Below are 23,936 nucleotides of genomic sequence, written 5' to 3'. Positions count from 1 at the left end.
GGCGGCAGAACGGACAGTTTCCTATCTGTCCAGCTCCACAATGGTGTTATTCATATTCAGTACCCGCATGTACTGGAAATCCGACATGATTTTTTTCAGCAGGCTGATGCCGCCCACAATAATTTCTTTTTCTTCCTGCTCATCCTCCATCGGATTAAAGGGAATTCCGTCATCCCGAATTCTCAGCATATATTTGTCATCCTGAATGGTGAAACCGATATCCATATAGTTCTTTTTTCCGCCCCGGTATCCATACTGCACAATATTGGCCGCAAGTTCCTCCACTGCAAGGCCAAGAATATTGGCGTCCCGCTCATCAATCTGATTTTCCGTACAGAATACAAACAGCTTCTCCCGAAACTCCATAACCTTACTCAGATCATCTTCCAGGGAACATTCCAGAAACTTTTCCTCCCGGACCTGAGGAAGCATATAGACGCCTCCCGTTTCAAATCTCCCTGTCCTCTGCCCCCGGAACCGGTACAGGAATCCCAGCAATATGGTAACCGCCTCGCTGACCAGGGCCATTATACATACGCCGAAAAGGCCCTGCAGGAGAAGTCCCGCCAGCGTAAGAGGCACAATCACCACAAACCCCTGCAGTACCGTAATCACAGTGGACAGTCCCGTCTGGAGAATCGTCTGATAATAAGACATCAGAAATTTATTGTATACATAAAACGGAAAGCTGCATGCAAAGATACGCAGAGCCATCTTACACTGCTCCAGCATATCCCCTTCTCCAATTCCGAACAGACCTGCAATCACCTGCGGCGCTCCCAGGAAAATCACCAGCAGCACTCCAATAGCAAAGTAGCTGTAAATGAGCACCCGTTTACAGAGAGTACGGATTCCGCAGTAATCCCGCTCTCTGTAAAGAATGCCTGCAATATTTTGGACAAGGCCGATAATTCCTCCCACACACAGTTCTGCAATCAGCACTGCATTGGCACAGACAGAATAAACTGCCATGGAATCATTTCCCAGAATCCGCACAATAGCTGAATTGACCATCACAGATTTCAGGGCAGATATCAGGGTAAAAGCGGCGCCGGGAATTCCGGCCCTGGCCGCCGGTTTTGCATATTGCAACAGTTTCCTGTCCGGTCTCTGTAAATGCAGCATCCGCTGTGGGGAGCGCAGATAAAACGCTACCGTCACCATACCCGCCAGATAACCAATCACTGTAGAAAGAGCGCTTCCTGCCATCCCCATATGAAATTCCTGCAGAAACAGAACATCCAGTGCAAGATTTACTGCATTTGCAATGATAAACAGAGCACTTCCCAGCTGGGGATGGTTATCCGCATTCATAAAATAGCTGAAAATAATGGCAGCAGTCAGAACAGGGATTCCGGCAAAATTTACCATAATATAAGGCTTTACCAAAGCTGCCATCGTCTCATTTCCGGAAAGGGCCATGGCCAGCGGCCCCGGCAAAACAGGTGTAAACAGTGCAAAAACCAGTGAAACCGCCAGTCCTGCTCCAAGAGAGGCTGTAAACACACTGCCTGCCTTCTGGGTTTCCCGCTTTCCCAGCAGTACCGCAGCCTCCGCAGCACCGCCCATAGCCAGCATCATAGCAGACATCTGCAGCAGCAGTAATACCGGCATGGAAATCTCAATGGCAGCCATGGCATCCGGTCCCAGGATATTTCCCACAATCATACCATCCACCACATTGCCAAGCTGCACGGCAACGGTCATCAGGATACCGGGCAGAATGTACTGATGAATCTTTCTGTTAATCAAAAAGTTATTTCTTTCCATACGGATTACATCCTTCCGTCGAAAAATCCAGGGGGCTCCAGGGCTTCAGGGAATTCTCCCCATTTGCCTGTTCCGTCCGCCGATACAGACCTGGTTCTGACGTGTCCTTCCTGTGATCCCTTCCAGAAAGAAAATCTGTATCACAGCCTTTGAATATGGAATCATAATATTCTTTTGCCAGAGAATACTCCGGCCCCTCCAGCAGCATCTGTGGGCTGATAAAGCTGCAGACAATATCATGTTCCGCTTCCTGATATTCGGCAGGCTCAAACTGCCTGATACTATGGCAATCCGCAATGGCTGTTTTTTCCGGATATTCATGTACCATACGCTCAAAATCATCCAAAAAGCTCATATTTTCCTCCCTTTATACCAGATTATCTGTGGTGCGTCAAAGCATACCCGGTATGCTGAATGCGCCGTGTTCCGGGTTCAGTCAGGGTTCTGTTTCAGCCAGGCCTCCACTCTTGTTTTTACATTTTCCCGCAGATTTTCATAATAAAAGTCATAATCATGGCCATGCAGACTTTCCGGCCCGAATAACTCTGCCGGAGCATACTCCACATCCTTTGCTGTGCAGATTACCACGCCGCGGTCCGTATCCACCTGCGCGTCTGCAACTCCATCTATGATTTCATATTCTCCTGTTTCCTCATTCATAACACGGCTTCCCAGATTTTCCTCAAATCCGGCACAGGTATCGTCCCGCTTCCAGTTAATGGGGTTTATACTGATGGCCCCCGGTTCCACAACCAGATTAAACTGTCCTTTGTTTCCCTCTCCTTCCGTATTCCAGGATATAATTACACCCGTATCGTCGGCATCTTCAGCAAATTTCAGATACGGATGTTCCTCCAGAAACGTTTCGGTAATGGAAAATCCGATGGGATATGCCGCAACCATACGCTCATAGTATTCCGGATGTGCCTGCATATACTCTCCAAGGATAATTTTTGTCATTATGGAACCCTGAGAGTGCCCTGCAAGAATAAAAGGCCTGCCTTCGTTATAATGTTCAAAATAATAATCCAAAGCGGCATATACGTCTGTGCGCTGTTCCCGTTCCTGATACTCTTCCAGTTCTTTATGGTTAAAATCTGCTACCTGATAAATATTACTCTGTCGGTAGAAAGGAGCAAACACATTGGTGGATGCCTCATAGACCGTTCCCTGATTCTCGTAAACATCCCTGGCCCTGTCCCGCATCTGCTGATTATCAATATCACAGATTGGTTTTGCATTTTCCGAATCATCCAGATAGCTGGTGGGATAAAAATAAATGGTATCCACCTCATGGGTGATTTCCGGAATTTCCATCCAGTTTTCTCTGTTGGAATAATCCGACGGCGTCCCTCTCAGATCTGTAATTTCAAAAGAAGCCGGCTTCTCCTTTGCTTCCACTCCCGTTTCTTTTTCCACATCCGCAGGCCGGTTCCCGCTTCCGCAGGCTGCGGCACCGCACAGCAAAAAACAGGCCGCCAGGACAAATATCCGATTTCGAAATACTGAAATCCTCATATTTTTTTTCATAACTGTGTTCCTCCTGATGATGTAATAATTCAGAGATCCCCGGCATAAAAAACAAAGCCATGGAACCTCAAAATCATCATAATTTAGAGTTACTATAGCATTTTCAAATCCGAAATTCTATAAAGTGGGATATTTCATAAATGTTCAGGGACAAAAATTCGCCGGTATCCTGCAGAGGGCAGCTGCCATACAGGCGGAGAATTGTTTGTTATTCTACAGGAAAGAATGCGCTATGCGCATGCTCCGCGCGAGCGGATTGCGCAGCAATAAACATCGACCCCGCCAGCTGCGCATCATTGTTTTGTTCTTCTATAGGAAATCCAGAAGAATTTCCTATAGAAGAACAAAAGAAAGGCCAGAACAGTCTGCTGTTCTGGCCTTTCCGGCTGCTTCATGCCTCCTTTTCACATTCAGCAGCAATCCTGTTTTTGTGCTGAATATGTATACCTGTATGACCGATCCCCAAAATAAGGGCTGATATTAACATCCATACAACTTTTCCATACATTCCCAACATAAAGAACGCAATAACCGGCAGTGTTGCTCCGACAAGAGGTATCCCCGGAAAAGCTGCCGTAAAAGTCTGATAATCTGCGTTCGCTCCGAAAATAACGTACCCACCACATTTCATACATTACCAAACATACTATTGTCCTCCAGCTAACTTTCCGTCTCCATTACACCATTCCGGATACGTCTGATTTTCGTTCCGGTTATCAAAATAATAGGAAAAATAATTTTTCTTAAATTCTGCCACTTTGTTTCTGGAAATATAAATAATACTTCCGTTATCCATTACAATTTTCTCTCGTTCTGCCAGAGAAATATGATCCATATTCAGAATATAGGAACGTCCGCATCTGCCAAACTGCGGAAACCCCTCCAACAGTTCCCATAGTCTTCCTGTTGTCATACGGACTTTACATTTTTCTCCTGTCAGATACAGAATCTGATAATTTTTCTGGGATTCACAGTATACAAGGTCTTTGGGCTGTATCTGCCGGATTCCGCCTGAAATCTTTATCACAATCTGTCTCTCTTTTTTCTGAAAAATCTGCCGCATTGCAGCATCCATGGCATGAAAAAACTGCTGCTGTTTCAACGGTTTCACAAGATACTGAACAGCATCCACCCCGTAAGCCTCCAGTGCATGTTCCGTTGAGGTAGTAAGAAAAACTACAGGCAGTTCCCAGTCCAGCTGCCGCAGTTCCCTGGCCACTTCTATTCCGGTTCTTTCCGGCATAAAAATATCCAGAAGCAGCAAATCCGGTATACAGCTTCCCTCCCTGATTTTTCTCAGCAATGCCTCCCCATTCGTAAAACGCCAGGTTTTGTATTCCAGTTCCCGCTTTTCTTTTCCATATTCTTCCAGCAGTGTTTCAATCTGGTTAAGTTCCCTTTCTTCATCGTCACATATCCCTATCAGGTACAATTTTTCCATATCCTCCGTAAGTCCAGCTGATGTCGTTCCATATCATAATACTGCTGTTTTCTGATTTCGTCCAGGCTATTTTACAGGAAATATTCCGGCTCCCTGCGGACAGATTTCAATGGTCCCAGTTTCTGCTCCATGGCTTCCTGCATGGAAGGCGGCAGCACACGTGCGCGCTCCGGGCAGTTGTAAACACAGGCCATACACAATATGCAGGATTTCAGTTCTGTAACTGTCACTCCCTGTTCTAACCGGACTGCACCTGTGGGACAGACTGAACTGCATTTGCCGCACCGGCTGCAGGAATCCAGGGAAATGGGTGCTGCTGCCACAGTCATCTCTTTTTTGTACGGATAATTTCCGGGAACTTTCACAGAACCTTCCGGATGTTCTTCTGCTTTTTTCAGCACTTTCCTGGCAAATTCCAGAATTTCTTCTCTGTCCTGCCCATCGGGCCTGCCCGCTCCCACTTCCGGAACAATGGAATGCCTTGCCACAAGAGCCGCTGACCCTGTCACCTGGAACTCTCTCTGTTCCACAATATGATTCAGTTCCAGAAGGGCGTCCTCATAGGCCCGTGTCCCATAAACAACCAGGGTAACTGCCCTGGTTCCCTTTCCCTCCAGTTTTTCCAGTTTTTTCGCTGCAACTGACGGAATTCTGCCGCCATACACCGGCACCGCAATCACTGCCAGTTCTCCCTGGGGCTGCTTTATCTCTTGGTCTCTGCTGCCCAGATTTACAGCCTCCACATGTTCCGAAACTCCTGCGCAGAAAATTTCTCCTGTTTCTTTTGTTCCCCCTGCAGGACTGAAATAATAGAAATCTGCATTATGAAACATATTCCGTTCCTCCTTTTTATGATGTTCGCAAAAATCCGCATCTGTATTTTTTATTATACAGGTGGATTTCAAGATGGACAAGTATAATTTATCTGTCTGTGCAGCTGTATATTTTTCATACAGGCTGTCTGTCCGAAAGGCGGTTAAAGGTCTTTCCTGCAGAAGAACAGAGCGCATCTTCTGAGGATACGCTCTGTCTGTATTTCTCTTTGTTCTGTTATATCTTCTGCTTATAGTGAACATGAAGAAGTTCATGCTCCCGGTTTTTCAGCAAATCACTGTAAAGTGTTTCCACCACCGGATTTTCTTCGCTTCGCTTAATCTGCATTGCCTTATCGTTTTTATAAAGTCCTTCCGCACGCATCCGCTTTTCGGTGGAACGGGCAAAGGGCTGGCCTGCTCCGGCCACACATCCTCCAGGACATGCCATCACTTCCACAAAGTCAAAGCGTTCCTCTCCGTTCTCAATTTTCTGCAGCAGATTGTCCGCATTTCCAAGACCGCTGACAACGCCGATACGCACTGTGCTTTCACCCAGGGGCAGTTCGCAGACTTTGACGCCTTCCATACCGCGCAGACCGATAAATTCGATTTCTTTCAGTGCCTTTGGGCTCTTATCTTCCACCACCCGGCGCACTGCCGCTTCCGTAACGCCGCCGGTGGCTCCGAAAATCACACCGGCTCCGGAATAAATGGAGAAGGGCATGTCATAGGCTTCCGGCTCCAGACGGTCAAACCGGATTCCGATTTCCTGTAACATTACAATTACTTCCTCGGAAGTCAGTACATAATCCACATCGGGAATTCCGTTCCGTTTAAATTCCTCCCTGGAGGCCTCGAATTTCTTGGCCGTACATGGCATAACTGCCACAGATACTGTTTCTTTTCCTTCCTTTTTATCCTGTTTCTTATAGTATTCCTTTACCACTGCTCCAAACATTTCCATGGGGGATTTGGAAGTGGACACATACTTCATCAGATGGGGATACTGAGTCTCCACAAACCGAATCCATCCGGGACAGCAGGAAGTAAACAGGGGATATTTCCGGTCTTTTTCTTCCAGGGCCTCAATCAGCTCCTGGGATTCTTCCATAATGGTCAGGTCAGCCCCTACGGAAGTGTCAAAAATCGCGTCCACGCCCAGCTTCCGCAGAGAAGCCACCAGTTTTCCAATGGTATTTTCTCCCGGTTCATATCCATAGGCTTCTCCGATTGCCACCCGGACCGCCGGAGCAATCTGTACCACCACCCGCTTGTTGGGATTGTGAATTGCCTCCCACACGTCATGGCTGTCCCGTTTGATGGTAATGGCTCCGGTGGGGCATACTGCCGCACACTGTCCGCAGTTCACGCAGTTGGTATCTGCAATGTCTCTGCCAAACGCAGTGGAAATTTCCATTCTGGAACCGCGGTGGGCAAAATCAATAGCTCCCACATGCTGAATTTCACTGCAGACACGCACACAGTCGCCGCAGAGAATACATTTGTTGGGATTTCGCACAATTGCTTTTGAGGATGTGTCAATGGGACGGATGGGATTGGTATTTTCAAACCGCACACCGGGTATTCCAAATCTGGTTGCCAGCTCCTGCAGCTTGCATTTTCCATTTTTCTCACAGGTGGTACAGTCCCGGCAGTGAGCCGCTAACAGCAGTTCCAGAATACGTTTTCTGTGATAGTAAAGCTGAGGTGTGTTGGTGCGGATTTCCATCCCGTGTTTCGGCGGTGTGGAACAGGATGCGATAATGCCGCCCCACTGGTCCTCCACCACACACATACGACAGGCTCCGTAAATGGACAAATCCGAATAATAACAAAAAGTCGGTAAAATAATCCCTGCTTTCCGAATGACTGCAAGAATGTTTTTTTCATCGGTAAACGCCACGCGCTCGCCATCAATTATCATATATTTTTCCATGTCAGCCACCCTCCTACACTTCTTTTACCGCGTGGAAATTACAGCCGTCCCGGCAGGCTCCACACTTAATGCATTTCGTCGTATCTATGGTAAATGGTTTCTTAATTTCACCGGAAATTGCTCCCACCGGACAGACTCTTGCACATTTGCTGCAGCCTTTGCAGAGTTCCGGATCTATCCGGAAGTTTACCAGCGCTCTGCACTGACCGGAAGGACATTTTTTATCCACCACATGGGCAAGGTATTCTTCCCGGAAATATTTCATGGTGCTTACCACCGGAGAAGCCGCTGTTTTTCCAAGACCGCAGAGCGCTGTTGCAGAAATGGTTTCCGCCAGTTCTTCCAGCAGAGTGATATGCTTCATGGTTCCCCGGCCTTCACAGATATCGTTTAACAGTTCCAGCATCCGTTTGGTTCCTTCCCGGCAGGGGATACATTTGCCGCAGGATTCATTCTGGGTAAAGTTCATGAAAAATCTTGCCACTTCCACCATGCAGCTCTTATCATTCATAACCACAAGTCCGCCGCTTCCAATCATGGCTCCCACTTTTTTCAGAGAATCAAAATCCAGATGTAAATCCAGATGGTCCTCGCTGGGATTAATGCAGAGACAGCCGCCGGAAGGTCCTCCGATCTGTACTGCTTTAAATTCCCCGCCTTTGACACCGCCGCCAATGTCAAAAATAACTTCCCGCAGTGTGGTTCCCATGGGAACTTCAATCAGCCCGGTGTTCATAACATTTCCTGTGAGGGCAAATGCCTTGGTTCCATGGTTTTTATCGGGACCTATGGTTTTGTACCAGGAAGCGCCTTTGTTAATAATGGGCGGTACATTGCAGTAGGTCTCCACATTATTCAATACTGTCGGTTTTTCAAATAATCCTTTTTCCACGGTACGGGGCGGTTTTACCCTGGGCATACCCCGGTTTCCTTCAATGGAGGCTGTCAGGGCAGAGCCCTCTCCGCAGACAAACGCTCCTGCGCCCTGACTGATTTTCAGTTCGAAATCAAAGCCGGAATTCAGGATATTTTTGCCCAGCAATCCTTTTTCTTCTGCCTTGTTGATGGCAGTCTGAAGACGCTCCACTGCCAGCGGATATTCCGCACGCACATAAATATATCCGTAATGAGCCCCTGTGGCGATTCCTGCGATCACCATGCCTTCAATTACACGGTGGGGGTCTCCTTCCATCATACTGCGGTCCATAAATGCCCCCGGATCTCCTTCATCACCGTTGCAGACCACATATTTTACTTCTTCTTTCTGAGCCAGCACCTGAGACCATTTCCGCCCTGTGGGGAATCCGCCGCCGCCCCGTCCCCGCAGGGAAGCCTCAGATACTTCGTCCACCAGCTGCTGGGGCGTCATATCAAACAGCGCTTTTGCCACTGCGCTGTAACCGCCCACTGCTATGTATTCTTTGATGGATTCCGCATTGATACGTCCGCAGTCTTCCAGCGCCACACGGGTCTGCTGTTTGTAGAAAGGAATATCTTCCTGTTTTTCATAGGATTTCCCTTCCTGGTCATGATAAACCAGACGGTCGATCACGCGGTCATTGACAATGCTTTCCTCAATAATTTCTTCACAGTCTTCTGCTTTTACCTTAATGTATAAAAGGCCTGCCGGTTCAATCCGAAGCAGAGGCCCCATTTCACAGAACCCATGACAGCCGGATTTTTTCAGTCCCACACTTTCATCATGGGGTTCTTTTTCCAGTTTCAGGGCACATTTGATTCCCCGCTCCATCAGGATTTCCTGCAGCCTTGCATAAATATTCAGAGAGCCGCCGGCCACACATCCGGTTCCGGCACAGATTAAAATCTGCTTTTTCTGAGTTTTCAAAGAAGCTGCATATTCTTTTCTTCTGGCTTCCAGTTCTTCTCTTGTATTAATTCTCATCTGCAGCCTCCTCTCCGGCCTCCGGGCCCTCTTTTAATTCTTTGATCAGTTCTCTTGCTTTTTCCGGAGTCATAGCCGGATGTACCACATCATTTACCGTACACACCGGTGCAAGCCCGCAGGCTCCCAGACAGGATACTGTCTCAACGGTAAACATCATGTCTTCCGTGGTGGGTTTTTCCTCCGTTACCCCCAACAGGCTGCGGATTTCATTTAAAATGGCCGTGGACTGGCGCACATGGCAGGCAGTCCCGTCACAGATTTTGATAACATATTTTCCCTTTGGCTCCAATGAGAAATTCTCATAAAAAGTTGCCACCCCATATACTTTCGCTTCACTCAGATGCAGTTTTTTTGCAATATAGCAGAGCATTTCTTCCGGAAGATAGCGGTAAACCTTCTGAATATCCTGCATAATGGCAATTACTGCTGTCTGGTTATAATCATGAGATTCCAGAATCTCATCCAGTACCCTTTGATCCTTTGTTTCCAATCCTTCTCCTCCTTGTTATACCTGTCAAAACAAAATGGGCGGGCCCACTTCAATTTTACGGATTTTTCCCGTTTCAAAAATCCGATTTTGTCTGTTTCTCTAACAGTATAACATTGTTAAATAATTAACTCAATCACTTTGTACAGGTTTCTTCCGGTTTTTCTCATGTTTTTTGTCATATTTTCCCTGTTGTACAATTTTTTTCAGAAAAATCAGGGGCAGCCCTTTTTACATTCCTGTGATCTACACATTCATATCAAACCCAGGATAATACGCATCCTTCGGATTCTCTTTCTGCAGCATCGCCATTGCCTCCTGTTCGGATTCTGCTTCCACATGCCTGACTGTAATTTCCTTTCCCGGCGCTTCCGGCACGGAAATCTTTTCTGTTTCTCCATCCGGCTTTTTGGCCTGTTCTGTTTTTTCCTTCTTCTCCCTGACCTTTTCTTCTTCCTCTTTCTTTTCCTTCTGCTTCTCCAGGCGGTCATCCATATTCTTCTTCATTCTTTCCGCATTGGTCATCCCTGTTTCTGTTACGGAGTAGACGGTACTCTGTATGCTGCCGTCCTTATTGATCATCCATGTCTGCTGATAACAGGTCACTGTCCCGCCCATTGCTTTGTTCCGGGCGGAAAGCTGTTCATATCCCTGCTTTTCAAGTTCCGGTATCTTTTTCAGAAAATCTTCCAGTTCCTTTGCCTTCCGGGGATCTTTCGAACATTTCTTCAGATATTCACCGGATATGGCCACATTGCCCCTGGAAATACAGTCAAAATTCTTCTGTAAATGGGAATAATAATCTGATACCGTTTTTTCCCCGGTATCCTTTGCTTTTTCTGTCTGTGCCGGCACCGCTTCTTTCGTTTCTGCTTTCTTTCCCGCCTCATTTTTCCGGGTTGCGTATGCACCCTCGTACACATTGTTGTAGTTGCTTCCAATTCCTGAAATTGCCATAATATTATCCTCCTTCTGTCCTGAAGTCCATGCTGCGACTGCCTGGTTCTCTTTCTTTCATGTCTTAGGTAACTGTTTTTACACGGCCCGTTTTTCCCGGATTCTTCCGTTACTGTTCCGCCAGACAGTACCCTCCCCATTTACCTGTCACTCCAAAATCCATCTTCCTCTCTCCTTTCATTTTTCATCATCACCGACAGGATGAATATTCTGCCGTTTACCCTGAAATCCACTGCCCCCTGATACTTTTCCACCGTACTTTTCATATTGGCAAGCCCGATCCCGTGGGCTTTCCTGTCCGCCTTATCCGTTACCGGGAACTCATCCTTCACCTTCAGTACCAGCCGCCCGTCAAAGCTGTTCTCCACTTTCAGTATAAGCAGGTTTCCTTTCAGCAGGGAACTTATGCGGATAAAGACATCCGCCCCTGCTTCTTTCGCTTTCAGCTTCCGGCAGGCTTCGATTGCATTATCCATCGCATTCCCCAGGACAACGCCTATGTCATAGCTGTGTATCTCAATCCCCTGGGGGAACAGCAGCTGATCCGCATCCATCCTCAGATCAGGCATATCCCGCACCGCCTCATGGTATTTCATGTTAAGCAAAGTATCCACCACCGTATTTCCCGTCCCAAACCGCACTTCCAGCTTCTCAAGCCCTCTGTTCAGCTCCGACAGGTACTCCTGCAGCTCCCCGTTCCCTTCTCCTGCGGAAAGTCTCCGGATAATGGCAAGGGTGTTTTTCATGTCATGCTTCATGCCCCGTATGCCGGAATAGATGCGTTCCATCTCATCCATATGTTCCTGCAGGCTGCATATCTGCTTTTCCAGGACAATCCTGCTGCTTTTTTCCCTGTTCCGGTAAATCATATCCTGAAACAGCTTCACACTGTACAGGATGGAAAGCAATGACAGGAGCAGGATTGCGGGAATCACCACAGCCAGAACAGGATATCTGTCATACAGCATTTCAGGGACACTGTCCTCCACCGAGACTATGATGATGCGAAGCAGCATACAGAGCATCAGCCCCACCGCCGCCGGGATAAGGATAAAAAGCAGTTCCGTCCTGTTGATGCCATAGTTCTTTTCCCGGAAATTCCACACAATCTTTTTCAGTGAACAATACAGCAGAAGGACAATAACCAGATACTGGAGAAGTAACACAACTGCTGTTCCGGTCCGGACTGCCAGAGCAAGGATCTTTTCTGATGTGATAATCCCCTCCCTGACACACCAGTTCCACAGTTCCGGCAATCTGTTTCCCGGTTCACCAATCAAAATTACTGCCACGTAAGAACTGATATCCATCACTGCCTGAAAAGAAACTACAAGAAAAACCGTAACAGGGCGCAGTGCTTTATAAAAGCATAAAGCAGTGAATGATAAAATGCAGAGTGACAATGCCAGTGTCCCCACTGCCGCCTTATAATCTTCATATCCCGGCGGGGAACACCACATCACGGCAATCTTCAGAAGCGAATACAGTCCCGCCGCATACAGACCATTCCATCTGCTTTTCATCCTGCTTTCCAGAAAACTCCCCAAAAAATACTGCAGGCAGTACCCCTGGGACACTGTCAGCACCATATATAACACATCTGCAGCCTTAAACACCGGACACACCCCCGTTCTGCAGGTGCCACATATAGGTTTTTACAAATTCACCATACTTCTTTTTCGTCAGATGCACTCTGTCACCGTTCGTAAGGGTTATGCTCTCATTGTCATATTCTGTGATGCAGTCCATGTTCACAATATACGCCCGGTGGCAGCGGTAAAATTCCTCTCCAAGCTGCCCCTCCAGCTCATCCATCGCAGCATAGATCTCTACGGTCTGCCTTACGGTGTGTATCTCCACTTTCTTTGCCCTGCTCTCGATATACAGGATTTCTGACTGGTCAAGGGTAAGGTTCCGTGATTTGATGAACAGCACACGTCGTTCCTTTTTCCGCCTGCCCTCCCGCACTGCCCTTTCCAGTACCTCCGCAAATTTGTCCTCGTCTATGGGCTTTAGCAGGTACTGGAACGCATAAAGGTCAAGGGCGTCAAACACATGGTCTTTTCTGCCCGTAATGAATACCAGTACGGTATCTTCCTGCTGCTCCCGCAGTTTTTTTGCCGCCTCTATGCCGTTCATTCCCTCCATTTGTATGTCAAGGAAAACAATGTCAAACCGCTTCCCCGATGCAAGGAGAGCCTCACCCGTGACACAGGCCTCTATATGGTTCCCTGGCTGCTGTTCTTCAATCAGGTCACATATATGCTCCCTGATCATTTTTTCATCATCTACAACTGCAATTTCCAAAATATATCACCTCAAATCCATACAGGTATTCCCTTCTTATATCGACAGAAATTTTCCGTTTATCGGGCGGAGGGAACGAAATCACCACTTTTCGGGAACGAAAGGCTAAAACCCGGTGCAGAAATTTCAAAATCGGTCTGAAATTTTTCGCCATTGGCCCGATACGGGAACAAAGGTCTTTCCTAAAGACAAAACAGAAAAAGAGCTATCAACCAGCTCTTTTCCTCCTGTTATCATTTTTCAATTTACTTTTGCAATGGATGCCTTATTAAGGAAAAATCAACGTTTCTCTATAATTTTATCAATCAGGCCAAAATCCATTGCTTCTCCTGCAGTCATATAATTATCATGTTCCGTTGCAATAATTCTTTGATAAAACTCCTTGGGATAAATGTCGCGGAATTTTGCATAATCTAAAGAAGTTTTCCCCTGTCTATTTCTCTGTTAGTTATCTTCATATCATGCCTTTCTCAATTCCGATTTCCAACGGTCAGGTGATATTGATTGCCGACAAAAGTAAAGTCCCCGTCCATCTCTATCAAGAATGCCCGGATATTGTTTACTAACTGCATTTCCAACTCATGCTCAGAATATTCCGGCGACAGTTCCGCAAAATCAAAAGTATATTCATCTTTTACTGCCAGCTTTGCCTGTGCCCTGCGTTCTTCCGGCAGTGTCAAATCAAAATTCGTCTGATTTAATAAATACTTCTCATAAGTCTGTGCCTCAATAAAATTTGCCAAAATACGTTTTGTCCACCCATACCGCTTTGCCATATGGATGTAAAATTCCCTCTGCAAATCATCTTTACATTTTTCCATAATGACGATATTATTGCTCCAGCTAATTTCTCGCACCAGTGGTGCGAGTTTTTCAGAATTGCGATAACTCAGGTAAAAGTTGCGCATTCTCCAGAGGTTTGCCGAAGAATATCCCTTTGCTTCCGGAAATTCTTTCTGCAACTCTTTTGACAAAATTTTTACAATGGATTTGCCCCATCCATTGATTTCCTGCTGTCTGTATATCTCCTCGCCAATCTCCCAATAAAGGTTGATGGTCTCCGTATTCATTATTTTCAGGACATGATACTGCTTTTTATGTATCAGTTTCTTCACGTCATTTACCAAAGGCTCATAGCCTGCAATTTCCACTCCGCCCATTCTTTCTCCAATTCTCGCACCACTGGTGCGAGTTTTATAAATTCAACCATCTCACAAATATTTTCAATAACGACCTGCCTGTTCTTCCCCCGGCGGGTGGAATACCAGCAAATCTTGTATCTCACACCCTGACACCGTACACAATTTACACAGCACATACACATCCAGCCGGGTTATGCTGTTCGTGCAGTAATTATCTATCTGTTTCCGGTTCATTTCTGCTTTGTACGACAGCTTATTCTTGCTCAGTCCCTTTTTCTTTAACAGCTCATTCAACCGAATTTCCAAATATCCACAATCTTCCTCCACGTCCCCATCTCTGTATATTCCACATTCATTTCATGCCTACAGTTGCATTCCACAGTTATTACAGATACTTGTTTATCACAAGTGACTGAAAAATCACAGACAGAAACTTTTGTCCTTTTTCCTGTCATTTTAATACACTATACGCAAAAATACAAAAACTCTTTCAGCTAAATTTTCAAATTTTGATTAAGCCTTTTATGTTTTAACTTTACTTTTGATAGTTAAATATCCCCTTCAAAATTCATCTCATACACGCTATAAATATTTATGAGAAAATATCCGTATCTGGAAAAAGAGCCAACTGACACATAAAATATCAGCTAACTCTTTTGATTATCTTTTTTCTATGATAAATTATACCAAATATGCTATTTTGCCATTTTAACAATTTCCGACAGGTATTTGTTTGTTTCTTCTTCCGAAAAAATCTCCAAATCCCTCATATATATTACACCAAGGGCAATTGTCACTAATTGGGAATTCTTCTTTTCCCACAGCTCTGTGAGTGATTCGTCTTCTGTCATTGGGCTAACAGTAGCAATAAACCTTTTCCCAGCAACAGTCATAATAAAAAGTGTGTCTGTTTCATCATCCAGTGATACATCAGAAAACAACTCATCATTTTCGTTCAAGATTTCAAACAAATAATCTTTCAGCTTATCTTTGTCCATAATGTTTCCCGTCTTATATTCCACAATCCTTTTCAAAGTTGCCGCTTTCTTAACCACTTTTGATTGATACTTCCTATACTCATATTCGGCAAGTTCAGGTTACTTCTTAATCTATTTTGTTTAATTCCTTATGCTTTATTGCCGGGTTTATACTTCAATTATGCATTATATTTAGGCTTACTGATTTTCTGTTGCCAAAATGTTGCCATGCTTATATTATACATTTTCAAACCATTTTGCAAATACTTATATCGTCTTTTATTTAATATATCATGCACCTCTTACAATTTAATCACACTAATTAATGACCTCTTTTGTTTTTCCATATATAGCCCCCATAATCATTTTTTCATTAAACGAATCTGTCCATCAATCACTTTAATATTTTAACAACTATAATTTGGAAATGCATTTGCAAAACTAATAAAACAACTTCGTATAATCTGTCCGGGTATCCGCGATATGGTAAATATAAACTACTGTACCAATCTGCTTATAAATAGCAACATGCTTTTCACATATAACCATTCTGTATCCCTGCTGATTCAGCCATTCATCTGGTGTTAAAGAACCTGAATCCGGAAACTCCCCCAAACGTTCTATCACGTTCAATGTATGGTCACTTATTTTCAAAGCTGTTTCTACACCAAACTGAACCAGATACCAATCCTCAATACGTTTTAAATCCTCCCACGCAACAGGAAGGATTTCAACCTTATATGCCATCTGCCCTCTCCCTTAACCGCTTTCTCGCCTCTGAAACGCTGACTGTCTCGGCTCCATCCAGCCGCTCCTGTTCTGCCTGAAGTACCTTCGCACGAAGCTGTAAAATCTGTTCCCGCCTTTCAAAAGCCTCTATACTCATGAGAACCAGATCACCCTCACCATTTTTAGTGATATATATTGGCTCTTTCGTCTCTTTTGCCATATTGGAAATCGTTGTATAATCATTTCTTAATGATGCTGATGCTTTTATAATCATCCATACCACCTCATATCGTTTTTTTGATATAATTATATCTCTATTATTACCTTTCGTAAAGTATTTTCACAAATTTTTCAGAACACCAGATTTTGCCTGTGCAAATGCGAAGTTCGAGTAAACATCCCATACCGTAAATCTGCCTTTTTCATTTCAGACAAATTGAAATTGGCATATCCTGCAACCGGAATACCCTGCTCTGACGATATTGTTACCGGCGTCCTGATAAAAACAAAAACAGACTTGAACAAAAACGGCCGCCCCTCCATATCATTCATTTCCAAACTCGCATTAAAAAACCATTCCAGCCATTTCTTTCCACTGACAACATATGGTTCATAAATATGGCTGTATATTTGCACGATACATTTCAATACATTTATATTTTCCTGAAAACTTTCAGTTTTAATACATCCACAAATTGGGGCCTTGTTATTATGATAATATGATGTTCTGAGAAGCCTCTGATGTTCTCACTCAAAACCTGCTCCGCATAATCCGTCATCCCGTCAATCATACACAATTCATCAAACCCCTCTATGAATAAAACCGACTTTCCTGCCGTTTCTACAAACATTTTATATGTCTAAATCCCATCTCTTCCAAAATACTCTTAACCGGTATTTCTATAAACCTTTTACTCATCGTCAGATTCCGCAAACGAACACAAAACATGGTGCATTCTCCAAATATGCCGTTTCCGGTTTCCAGCAGGGCCTTCTCATTACTGAAAGCAAGATGTGAAATCAAACTGCTTTTTCCTGCCCCAGCATCACCTTCTATCACCATAACACGATTTTTCGTATCCGCTGATAACTCAACCAGAAACTTTTCAATATCAGACTGGCTTTTTCATAATCTCATTGCACTGCGAGCCGTAATATCATAGTCCGGCCTGACATAAGTATCCTTTAAAGTAATGGCTCTTTTATCTTCCGCTTTGTGCAGAAACAGCACACCGCCATAGCTTTTGACATAACCATAGCAGTCATCCGGCGTAACGATACTCTCCGCCTTTTCACCGTGCGGGATTGGAATAGATGCATCCTTTCTTGGCAAGAATCCTTCCAATAGCCACTGCGTATAAAACGCAATGTTCTTCTGCCATATAAACAGGCTGTTATTTCTGCATTGATATTCCTTTTCATATATCTCCTGTGCAGTTTCAATCACATTTATAATCCGATCCTGCAGGGTTTCTTTTGTAATATAATCAAATATCTCCTGTATTTCATTCGTGACAGGACCAGTTACAATAACTGCTTATACAGGCACATAACTGTTCATTCATCTCTCTTTCCTCTTATCGGGATGTTTTCTGTTAATTTGATATACATGTTATCATGCAGATATGGAAAAAGCAATTAAACAAGGTAACTTTTCTCAACACTTGAACAATAACATTTCATTCCACACTAAGCGAACGTCCCCTGGCCGTTAGCATGTCTTGTTGCAAAGACTTTCTGCATAGCCGACAGAGAAAATCACTATCTGCCAGGAAACCGTCTCTATGACAAAATGGAGTAATATGCCGAAATGCATCCACTTCCGAATGCAGATTCCTTTATTACCAGGACAAACACAACAAAGTGCCTTTATTCCAGATACATGGCAAAAAAGATGTAAATATTGACATTATCCCCAAAAAGTGATAGTATTACTATCATAAAATAGAAAAGACAGGAGATGTTCCTTATGAGCGAATCCAGGATTCGAAAACAGCAGATGGAGCAACGTACACAGCAGATACTCCATACTGCCCTGAAACTATTCTGTGAAAAAGGGATTGAAGATACATCGGTGGAGGAGATTGCCAAAGCAGCCGGCGTCGGCCCTGCCACAATCTACCGTTATTTTGAAACCAAAGCAGAGCTTGCGATCTCGGCAGGAATTGCCTACTGGCAGATGATCGCCGGAAAATATCTGGATTCCCTGTCCCAGGAAGCATATCAAAAGCTGAATGGCATCCGGCAGATAAAATATATTTTCCAGATCTTTAAAAAGATTTTCCAAGAAGAATTCCTGTTTCTAAAATTTCTCCAGGAATTCGATATCTTTGTCCAAAGATACCATATTTCAAAGGAACGGCTGGAAGAATATGAAGAATATATCCTGAATCTGAAACCTTATATGACAAATGCTCTGGAAAAAGGCCTTAAGGACGGAAGCCTGTCCTTTTCATATACCATAGATGAAGTATACTTTTCCGTAACACACACACTTCTAAGTCTGATGCAGAAACTGGCCTGCAATGGACACATCCTTTCATCAGATGAACGAGTCGGTCTGGCCTTACAGGTAGAGATTGCAGGCGATCTTCTCCTTAACGGACTCAGCAGTAAAGAATCAAAAAGATCATAACAGAAAAGAAACAGCAACGAGGAGGATGCATATGAAATCACTATCTACAGGTAAAATATGGTTATTTGCGACCGGGCAGTTCGGATGGTCCTTATTGTCAGGTCTGATTTCTAACTGGCTCGTATACTTCTATCAGCCGGATGAAGCCTCTGTCGCACAGGGGCAGGCACTGTTTATTCCCCAGGGACTGGTTATTCTCGGAATCTTTACGGTCATCGGCGGAATTACTGCTTTTGGACGGCTTTTTGACGCATTCACAGATCCCTTAATCGCCTCCCTGTCAGACCGCTGTACCTCTGAAACTGGCCGACGTATCCCGTTTTTAAAATGGGCCGCCCTGCCTCTTTCTCTGTCTACCGTGCTTATATTCTGGTCTCCGGTCAATCAGAACAGCTGGATCAATGCCGTTTTCCTGTTCGCGATGGTAATGGTATACTATCTGTCAATCACTGCTTACTGTACGCCCTATAATGCCCTGATTCCGGAATTAGGTCACAACCAGCAGGAACGCCTGAATATTTCCACAGTCATTTCCTTTACTTTTATTGCCGGAACCGCAGTTGCCTATCTGGCACCGGTAATCTGGGGAGCTTTCATCCCGGTATTGGGACGTGTAGGCGCGATCCGCGCGACGTTCACGCTTATGGCTGTCGTCGCATTTTTCTGTATGCAGGTGCCGGTCTGGTCGATCCGTGAAAAAGAATATGTGGATACTGTCCCCTCGCAGGATACCGCGTTTTCCTCCCTCGCTTCCACATTCCGAAATCGGGAATTCCTGAAATTCGTTGGGTCGGACATCTTGTACTGGATCGCCATTACGATGTTCCAGACAGGTCTTCCATTCTTCGTCACCAGCCTGCTGAAACTTCCGGAAACAATGACCACACTTTATTTTGTCGGTATGACTGCTTTGTCACTGGTATTTTATATTCCGATCAATAAGCTGGCGCCGAAACTTGGCAAGAAAAAGCTGATATTGACAGCCTTCGTGATCTTTTCGTTCTCTTATCTCTATACCGGCTTCCTTGGAAGGATCTCTGTGATCTCTGCAAATGTACAGGGTCTGATCCTTATGGTTACGGCTTCCCTGCCTATGGCGGTCTTTGGGATACTTCCCCAGGCAGTGGTTGCCGATATTGCCCAGAGCGATGCAAAGCACACCGGAAGCAACCGGGAGGGGATGTTCTATGCTGCAAGGACTTTTGCCTTTAAGCTGGGCCAGAGTCTCTCCATGCTCCTGTTTACAGCGGTCTCCACGGTTGGGGATTCCTCGGGAACGGGTTACCGCATTGCAGCGTTTTCGGCGGCATGCTTCTGCTTTTTAGGCGGGATTATCTTCCTGTTTTATGACGAACACAAAATCATCCGGGATATACAGTAGGAACTTGCCATACATGGACATGGCTGCTGTAACCTGTTATGGGCCGCCATGTCCCGTCATGGAAATGAAAGGAGAACCCTTACATGGATAGAAGAACAATTCACAATCTGATCATACCTGCAGAAGGATATGCAGAAATAATGGAGTCATCCGTTCTGCCTTATCTTGCAGAGAGGAAAACTGAAAGATACTGTGAGCGGGAAAAAGGAAAAAAGATCTTCTATCTGCGCTGCCTTGCAGACCAGCCTCAGGGCATTGTCATCCTGTCCCACGGCTATACGGAAACGGTCGACAAGCATCTGGAAAATATCTATTATTTTCTTCGCGGGGGATACCATGTCTTCCTGCCGGAACACTGCGGACACGGCCGCAGCTACAGGCTGTGCAAGGATACCGGGGATCTCTCTCTGGTACATATTGATGATTATCAAAGATATGTAGATGACCTGCTGTTTGTAAGCCGCCTTGCGGCACAGGAATTCCCGGAGCTTCCCATATGCCTGTATGGCCATTCTATGGGCGGTGGGATTGCAGCCTGTGCAGCGGCACAAAAGCCCCGGATCTATTCGAGGCTGATCCTCTCTTCCCCCATGATACGCCCAAACAGCGCCCCCATTCCCTGGCCGCTGGCATATCTTGCTGCAAAGACTTTCTGCATATCAGGCAGGGAAGAACACTATCTGCCGGGAAACCATCCCTATGACGGAATGGAACAATATGCCGACAGTGCGTCTGCTTCCGAATGTCGATTCCTATATTATCAGGATAAACGCAACAAAGAGCCCTTATTTCAGATGAACGCAGCCTCCTATGGATGGCTTTGGCAGACGCATCGGTTAAACCATGCTCTCCAAAAGAAAGCGTGGCGCCAGATTTCCTGTCCTACCCGGATTTTTCAGGCAGAATACGAGACATATGTTTCCAAAAAGGAACAGGAACGATTTGCGAAGAAATTATGCAGGAGGAAAAATATAGACGCAAAGCTTATCCGGGTAAAAGGGAGTAAACACGAAATCTTCAATTCCGATAATAAAATATTAGAATCCTATTGGCAAAAAATCTTATCATAGGACAAAGCAGAACAAACCGCCCCGTTTTTGCAGAATGAGGGGCGGTTTTTGCATGGCAATTATTACACCGAATTTCAATTTTATGAAAACTTATTTGTGGTCTGATGGGAAATGTGAAGAAGCAATATATCTTTACCAAAAAGCATTCGAAGCAGAAATCAACTGCCTGCTTCGGTACAGCGATGCAAAATGGGAAGATTTTCATAGAGAACTGTCAGAAGAACAGAAAGAATATATCTATCATGCGGAACTCCTTATCGGAAATCAACGGATCATGGTGGAGGATAATCCGAGACCGTTTCAAGTTTCCTGCAAATCCAAAATGTCACAAAAATGTCCGAGGTATTTCATGGTTCGACAGAAAAATAGGCTGAATTGTTACAAAGCGCGGACATTTCAAAAATTCCTTTGAGAAATGGTGAAAAAGGCGGGGTAGCACACGCCACCCCGCCGATTCCATACAATTATTCCATTGCTCTGATTTGCTCAACAAGAGATTGCTTTTTCAAGTTTCCAGTTGTATAAGAAATCAAGATAAACTGCACAATCAGCAGGATCGCTAAATATATCAATACGATCAGCCACGGAAATGAATAAGAAAAGTATGGATTCATCGTTTTCACAACTACCTGTACGGATAGGAAGCCAAGTCCAGTTCCCAAAGTCAATGTTACAAGCGTGGCAAAAACTGAATAAATCACCCCCTCATAACTCAGCATTTTGATAAGCTGTTTTTTACTCAAACCAATCGCCTGTAACATTCCGATTTCCTGTCTCCGGGACAGAAAGTTCGTGATTGTCGTATTGACAAGGTTAATTAAGGAAAAGCACACAACAATAACAGCCACGATCAGCAACACCCCGAAAGAAAGCTGTTGAAGCCCGCTATAATAAGTAATACTTTCTTTTATGGTTTCCATAACCAAATCGCTATTTCCGTCTATCAGTTGATATAATGCAGCCTCAACCAAATCGAATTTTTCCATGTCGGTAATTACGGAAATTGTGCCTGTGCAATCTATCCCGACCGCTTCATTCATAAGCTGCTCCGGGAGCGCAAAGCATTTTGAGAAGCCGGAGTAAGGATAGCCGTTTACAATGCCCATAACTGTATAGGTCTTTGTGCGAATTTGTCCAGATTCGGTTTCATAGTTCACTCCGACGGTATCGCCCAACGCGGCCTCTATATCATAAAAATTGGCACGCTCTTGAAGCAAAATAATTCCATTGCCTGCAACCAGTTCATCATAATCAATCGTTCCCGTAATTCGCTCTTTCTCCAAATTTTGCTGCTCATCTTGGCAAAAGCCTTGAATCCATTTTCCAGAATTGCCATTTACACGATATTCTGCGTCCGTGTAATACCAGCGTTTGATTCCTGTAACGCCATCAATAGATTCTACTGCATTTACAAAATTTGCACTTAGCAAATTCTTTTGCTGTAATCCAGGCAAAGAAATATCGGCGGTGTCCCACGATTGATTTGCATTGAGCTGAATATTAAATTCACCGACAGGGAAATCCCTGCCCCGCGCCTCTGCAACGCCATCATAGGAAACTAACATTGTCGAAATCAATACAATCAATACTCCGCCGAGTGAAAGAGAAAGTATTGTCAAAGTGGATTTTGCCTTTTGTCTGGACAGATTCATTTTAGCAAGTGAAGCAGGCGTTATCTTGCGGTGCAGCACGGAACTTTCTTTCATCTTCCCTTGATAATCGGAATATCGCAATGCTTCCAGCGGAGATACTGCCGCAGCTCTTTTTACAGGAGTGCGAATGGCAATCATCACAATCATAAAAGCAAAAAGGCCAACCCCAACCGTCACATATAAAGTAGTCAGCCAGTACCAACCGGCAGGAACCAAAAAGTACCCAATCGCATTTCCAACCATCAAACCAATCGGAATAGCAATGGCAGCAAGCAATTTTCCCTCGCAGTAAACCATCTTTTTGATCTGTCGCTTTGTTGTTCCGATTGTACGAAGCTGTCCATAGTTACGAATACTGCTTGCTACTGAAATATAAAAAATGGAATAGATCACAATGCCGGAACCAATGAAAGTGATAAAGCCAATCAAAAGATAGAACAGCATATCGCTTCCGCGATTTTCGTCCTTTAAGTTAAAATATGTGGAACGGACGATAACATTATCATCGAGAATGTTTAATTGCTGTGCCAGAGTGTTTGCATAGCTGGTGGCTTCTTCTTCGCTCATATTTTGAGCGTCTTTCAGCCCAATATAATAATCAATCATGTCTACGTCGCCATACTGCTGTCTTACCAATTCTTTCGATATGATAGCTGTATAGCGTCCAATATCGCCAGTTTTCACATTTAAGATTCCGGTCAATTTGAAGTCATGGGTAGTGCCGTCAGAAAAGGAGATTTGGATTGTCTGCCCCAATTCATTTGAATAGCCCAAACTATCTAAAAAGGATTCTTGTACTACAATTTCATTTTCCGAAGCTGGCAAATCTCCCGAATAGGGCATACCCTGCGATTTCAACATATCCGCGTTTGCATAAGTAAAATTAACGGTTGAATGATTTATCTGTTCAGAAAATGCGTTAAAAAATTCCCCAACCCACGCAATTTCTTCCTGCGGGTATAGTTCCTGTCCCTGCTGTTCAGAAATCGCATGATACATAATCTGTGCTGTTTTTTGGTTGTGGTTCTGCGTTTCCTGCATAACCCCAAAACCATAGAGGACAATAGCAGATAATAATGCGCTGGCAAGTGCAATCGTCAAAACAATAAAGATATTTCTTTTTCGATTTGCCGATATACTGCGATTTGATATGCGCTTTACTATGCCGCTGGTATCATTTTCAAAAGGCCATGTCATAGTC

The 23,936-nt window shown here is 44.6% G+C and carries 22 protein-coding genes; 3 read left to right on the top strand and 19 right to left on the bottom strand.

From position 1 onward, the window contains the following. Positions 1–21: 21 nt before the first annotated feature. The 18 genes from C805_RS14320 to C805_RS26375 form a co-directional block, all read right to left on the bottom strand. The gene (locus tag C805_RS14320; protein ID WP_016214583.1) at positions 22–1,770 is read right to left on the bottom strand and encodes an MATE family efflux transporter; all 1,749 of its coding nucleotides are present in this window, start codon (positions 1,768–1,770) and stop codon (positions 22–24) included. Then, positions 1,757–2,125 carry a hypothetical protein gene (locus C805_RS14315; protein WP_016214582.1) on the bottom strand — a complete coding sequence of 123 codons (369 nt, stop codon included), beginning with the start codon at positions 2,123–2,125 and terminating at the stop codon, positions 1,757–1,759. The genes C805_RS14320 and C805_RS14315 overlap by 14 nt, the downstream gene beginning before the upstream one ends. A 77-nt stretch (positions 2,126–2,202) precedes the next feature. Then, a complete protein-coding gene (locus tag C805_RS14310) occupies positions 2,203–3,300 on the bottom strand; it encodes a DUF3089 domain-containing protein (protein ID WP_016214581.1) in 1,098 nt (365 codons plus the stop codon). 646 nt (positions 3,301–3,946) lie between these two features. Beyond that, positions 3,947–4,741, bottom strand: coding sequence for a LytR/AlgR family response regulator transcription factor (locus C805_RS14300; protein WP_022751109.1), 795 nt, complete (start codon positions 4,739–4,741; stop codon positions 3,947–3,949). Between the two features lie 71 nt (positions 4,742–4,812). Beyond that, entirely contained in the window at positions 4,813–5,574 is a 762-nt protein-coding gene (locus tag C805_RS14295; RefSeq protein ID WP_016214579.1) for an EFR1 family ferrodoxin, read from the bottom strand. A gap of 217 nt (positions 5,575–5,791) precedes the next feature. Then, on the bottom strand, positions 5,792–7,492 hold the full coding sequence (locus tag C805_RS14290) for a [FeFe] hydrogenase, group A (RefSeq protein ID WP_016214578.1): 1,701 nt from the start codon (positions 7,490–7,492) through the stop codon (positions 5,792–5,794). Positions 7,493–7,505: 13 nt separating this feature from the next. Next, the gene (locus C805_RS14285; protein ID WP_016214577.1) at positions 7,506–9,395 is read right to left on the bottom strand and encodes an NADH-quinone oxidoreductase subunit NuoF; all 1,890 of its coding nucleotides are present in this window, start codon (positions 9,393–9,395) and stop codon (positions 7,506–7,508) included. Beyond that, complete coding sequence (locus tag C805_RS14280) at positions 9,385–9,888, bottom strand: NADH-quinone oxidoreductase subunit NuoE family protein (RefSeq protein WP_016214576.1); 504 nt, start codon at positions 9,886–9,888, stop codon at positions 9,385–9,387. Before C805_RS14280 ends, C805_RS14285 begins: the two co-directional genes overlap by 11 nt. A 243-nt stretch (positions 9,889–10,131) precedes the next feature. After that, the gene (locus C805_RS14275; protein ID WP_016214575.1) at positions 10,132–10,842 is read right to left on the bottom strand and encodes a hypothetical protein; all 711 of its coding nucleotides are present in this window, start codon (positions 10,840–10,842) and stop codon (positions 10,132–10,134) included. A gap of 140 nt (positions 10,843–10,982) precedes the next feature. Next, positions 10,983–12,458 (bottom strand): sensor histidine kinase, encoded by a 1,476-nt coding sequence (locus C805_RS14270; protein WP_016214574.1) that lies wholly within the window; start codon positions 12,456–12,458, stop codon positions 10,983–10,985. Next, a complete protein-coding gene (locus tag C805_RS14265; protein ID WP_016214573.1) occupies positions 12,451–13,149 on the bottom strand; it encodes a LytR/AlgR family response regulator transcription factor in 699 nt (232 codons plus the stop codon). Before C805_RS14265 ends, C805_RS14270 begins: the two co-directional genes overlap by 8 nt. Before the next feature lie 279 nt (positions 13,150–13,428). Further along, the gene (locus tag C805_RS26705; protein ID WP_371197645.1) at positions 13,429–13,512 is read right to left on the bottom strand and encodes an ATP-dependent Clp protease proteolytic subunit; all 84 of its coding nucleotides are present in this window, start codon (positions 13,510–13,512) and stop codon (positions 13,429–13,431) included. A 107-nt stretch (positions 13,513–13,619) separates the two neighbouring features. Next, positions 13,620–14,309, bottom strand: a complete 690-nt coding sequence (locus C805_RS14260) for a PDDEXK nuclease domain-containing protein (protein WP_016214572.1) — start codon at positions 14,307–14,309, stop codon at positions 13,620–13,622. A 63-nt stretch (positions 14,310–14,372) separates the two neighbouring features. Next, complete coding sequence (locus C805_RS14255) at positions 14,373–14,597, bottom strand: helix-turn-helix domain-containing protein (protein ID WP_242832667.1); 225 nt, start codon at positions 14,595–14,597, stop codon at positions 14,373–14,375. A 389-nt stretch (positions 14,598–14,986) separates the two neighbouring features. Beyond that, complete coding sequence (locus tag C805_RS14250) at positions 14,987–15,346, bottom strand: hypothetical protein (protein WP_016214570.1); 360 nt, start codon at positions 15,344–15,346, stop codon at positions 14,987–14,989. A gap of 363 nt (positions 15,347–15,709) precedes the next feature. Then, complete coding sequence (locus C805_RS14245; RefSeq protein WP_016214569.1) at positions 15,710–16,015, bottom strand: type II toxin-antitoxin system RelE/ParE family toxin; 306 nt, start codon at positions 16,013–16,015, stop codon at positions 15,710–15,712. Continuing rightward, positions 16,005–16,271 carry a type II toxin-antitoxin system prevent-host-death family antitoxin gene (locus C805_RS14240; RefSeq protein ID WP_016214568.1) on the bottom strand — a complete coding sequence of 89 codons (267 nt, stop codon included), beginning with the start codon at positions 16,269–16,271 and terminating at the stop codon, positions 16,005–16,007. The genes C805_RS14245 and C805_RS14240 overlap by 11 nt, the downstream gene beginning before the upstream one ends. A gap of 852 nt (positions 16,272–17,123) precedes the next feature. After that, the gene (locus C805_RS26375; protein WP_155957619.1) at positions 17,124–17,330 is read right to left on the bottom strand and encodes a hypothetical protein; all 207 of its coding nucleotides are present in this window, start codon (positions 17,328–17,330) and stop codon (positions 17,124–17,126) included. 636 nt (positions 17,331–17,966) lie between these two features. Here C805_RS26375 and C805_RS14230 point away from each other — a divergent pair. The 3 genes from C805_RS14230 (at position 17,967) to C805_RS14220 (ending at position 21,083) form a co-directional block, all read left to right on the top strand. Further along, positions 17,967–18,632, top strand: a complete 666-nt coding sequence (locus C805_RS14230) for a TetR/AcrR family transcriptional regulator (RefSeq protein ID WP_016214566.1) — start codon at positions 17,967–17,969, stop codon at positions 18,630–18,632. A 31-nt stretch (positions 18,633–18,663) separates the two neighbouring features. Beyond that, entirely contained in the window at positions 18,664–20,013 is a 1,350-nt protein-coding gene (locus tag C805_RS14225; protein WP_016214565.1) for an MFS transporter, read from the top strand. Positions 20,014–20,096: 83 nt separating this feature from the next. Further along, complete coding sequence (locus C805_RS14220; RefSeq protein ID WP_016214564.1) at positions 20,097–21,083, top strand: alpha/beta fold hydrolase; 987 nt, start codon at positions 20,097–20,099, stop codon at positions 21,081–21,083. A gap of 464 nt (positions 21,084–21,547) precedes the next feature. Here the strand turns inward: C805_RS14220 and C805_RS14215 are convergent, their stop codons facing one another. Then, complete coding sequence (locus C805_RS14215; protein ID WP_016214562.1) at positions 21,548–23,932, bottom strand: ABC transporter permease; 2,385 nt, start codon at positions 23,930–23,932, stop codon at positions 21,548–21,550. Positions 23,933–23,936 lie beyond the last annotated feature (4 nt).

The organism is Eubacterium sp. 14-2 (genome assembly GCF_000403845.2).
In the GTDB taxonomy this organism is placed as follows: Bacteria; Bacillota; Clostridia; order Lachnospirales; family Lachnospiraceae; genus Petralouisia.
Note: the sequence above shows the minus strand (reverse complement) of the source record. Positions and strands in the feature narration are given on the sequence as shown.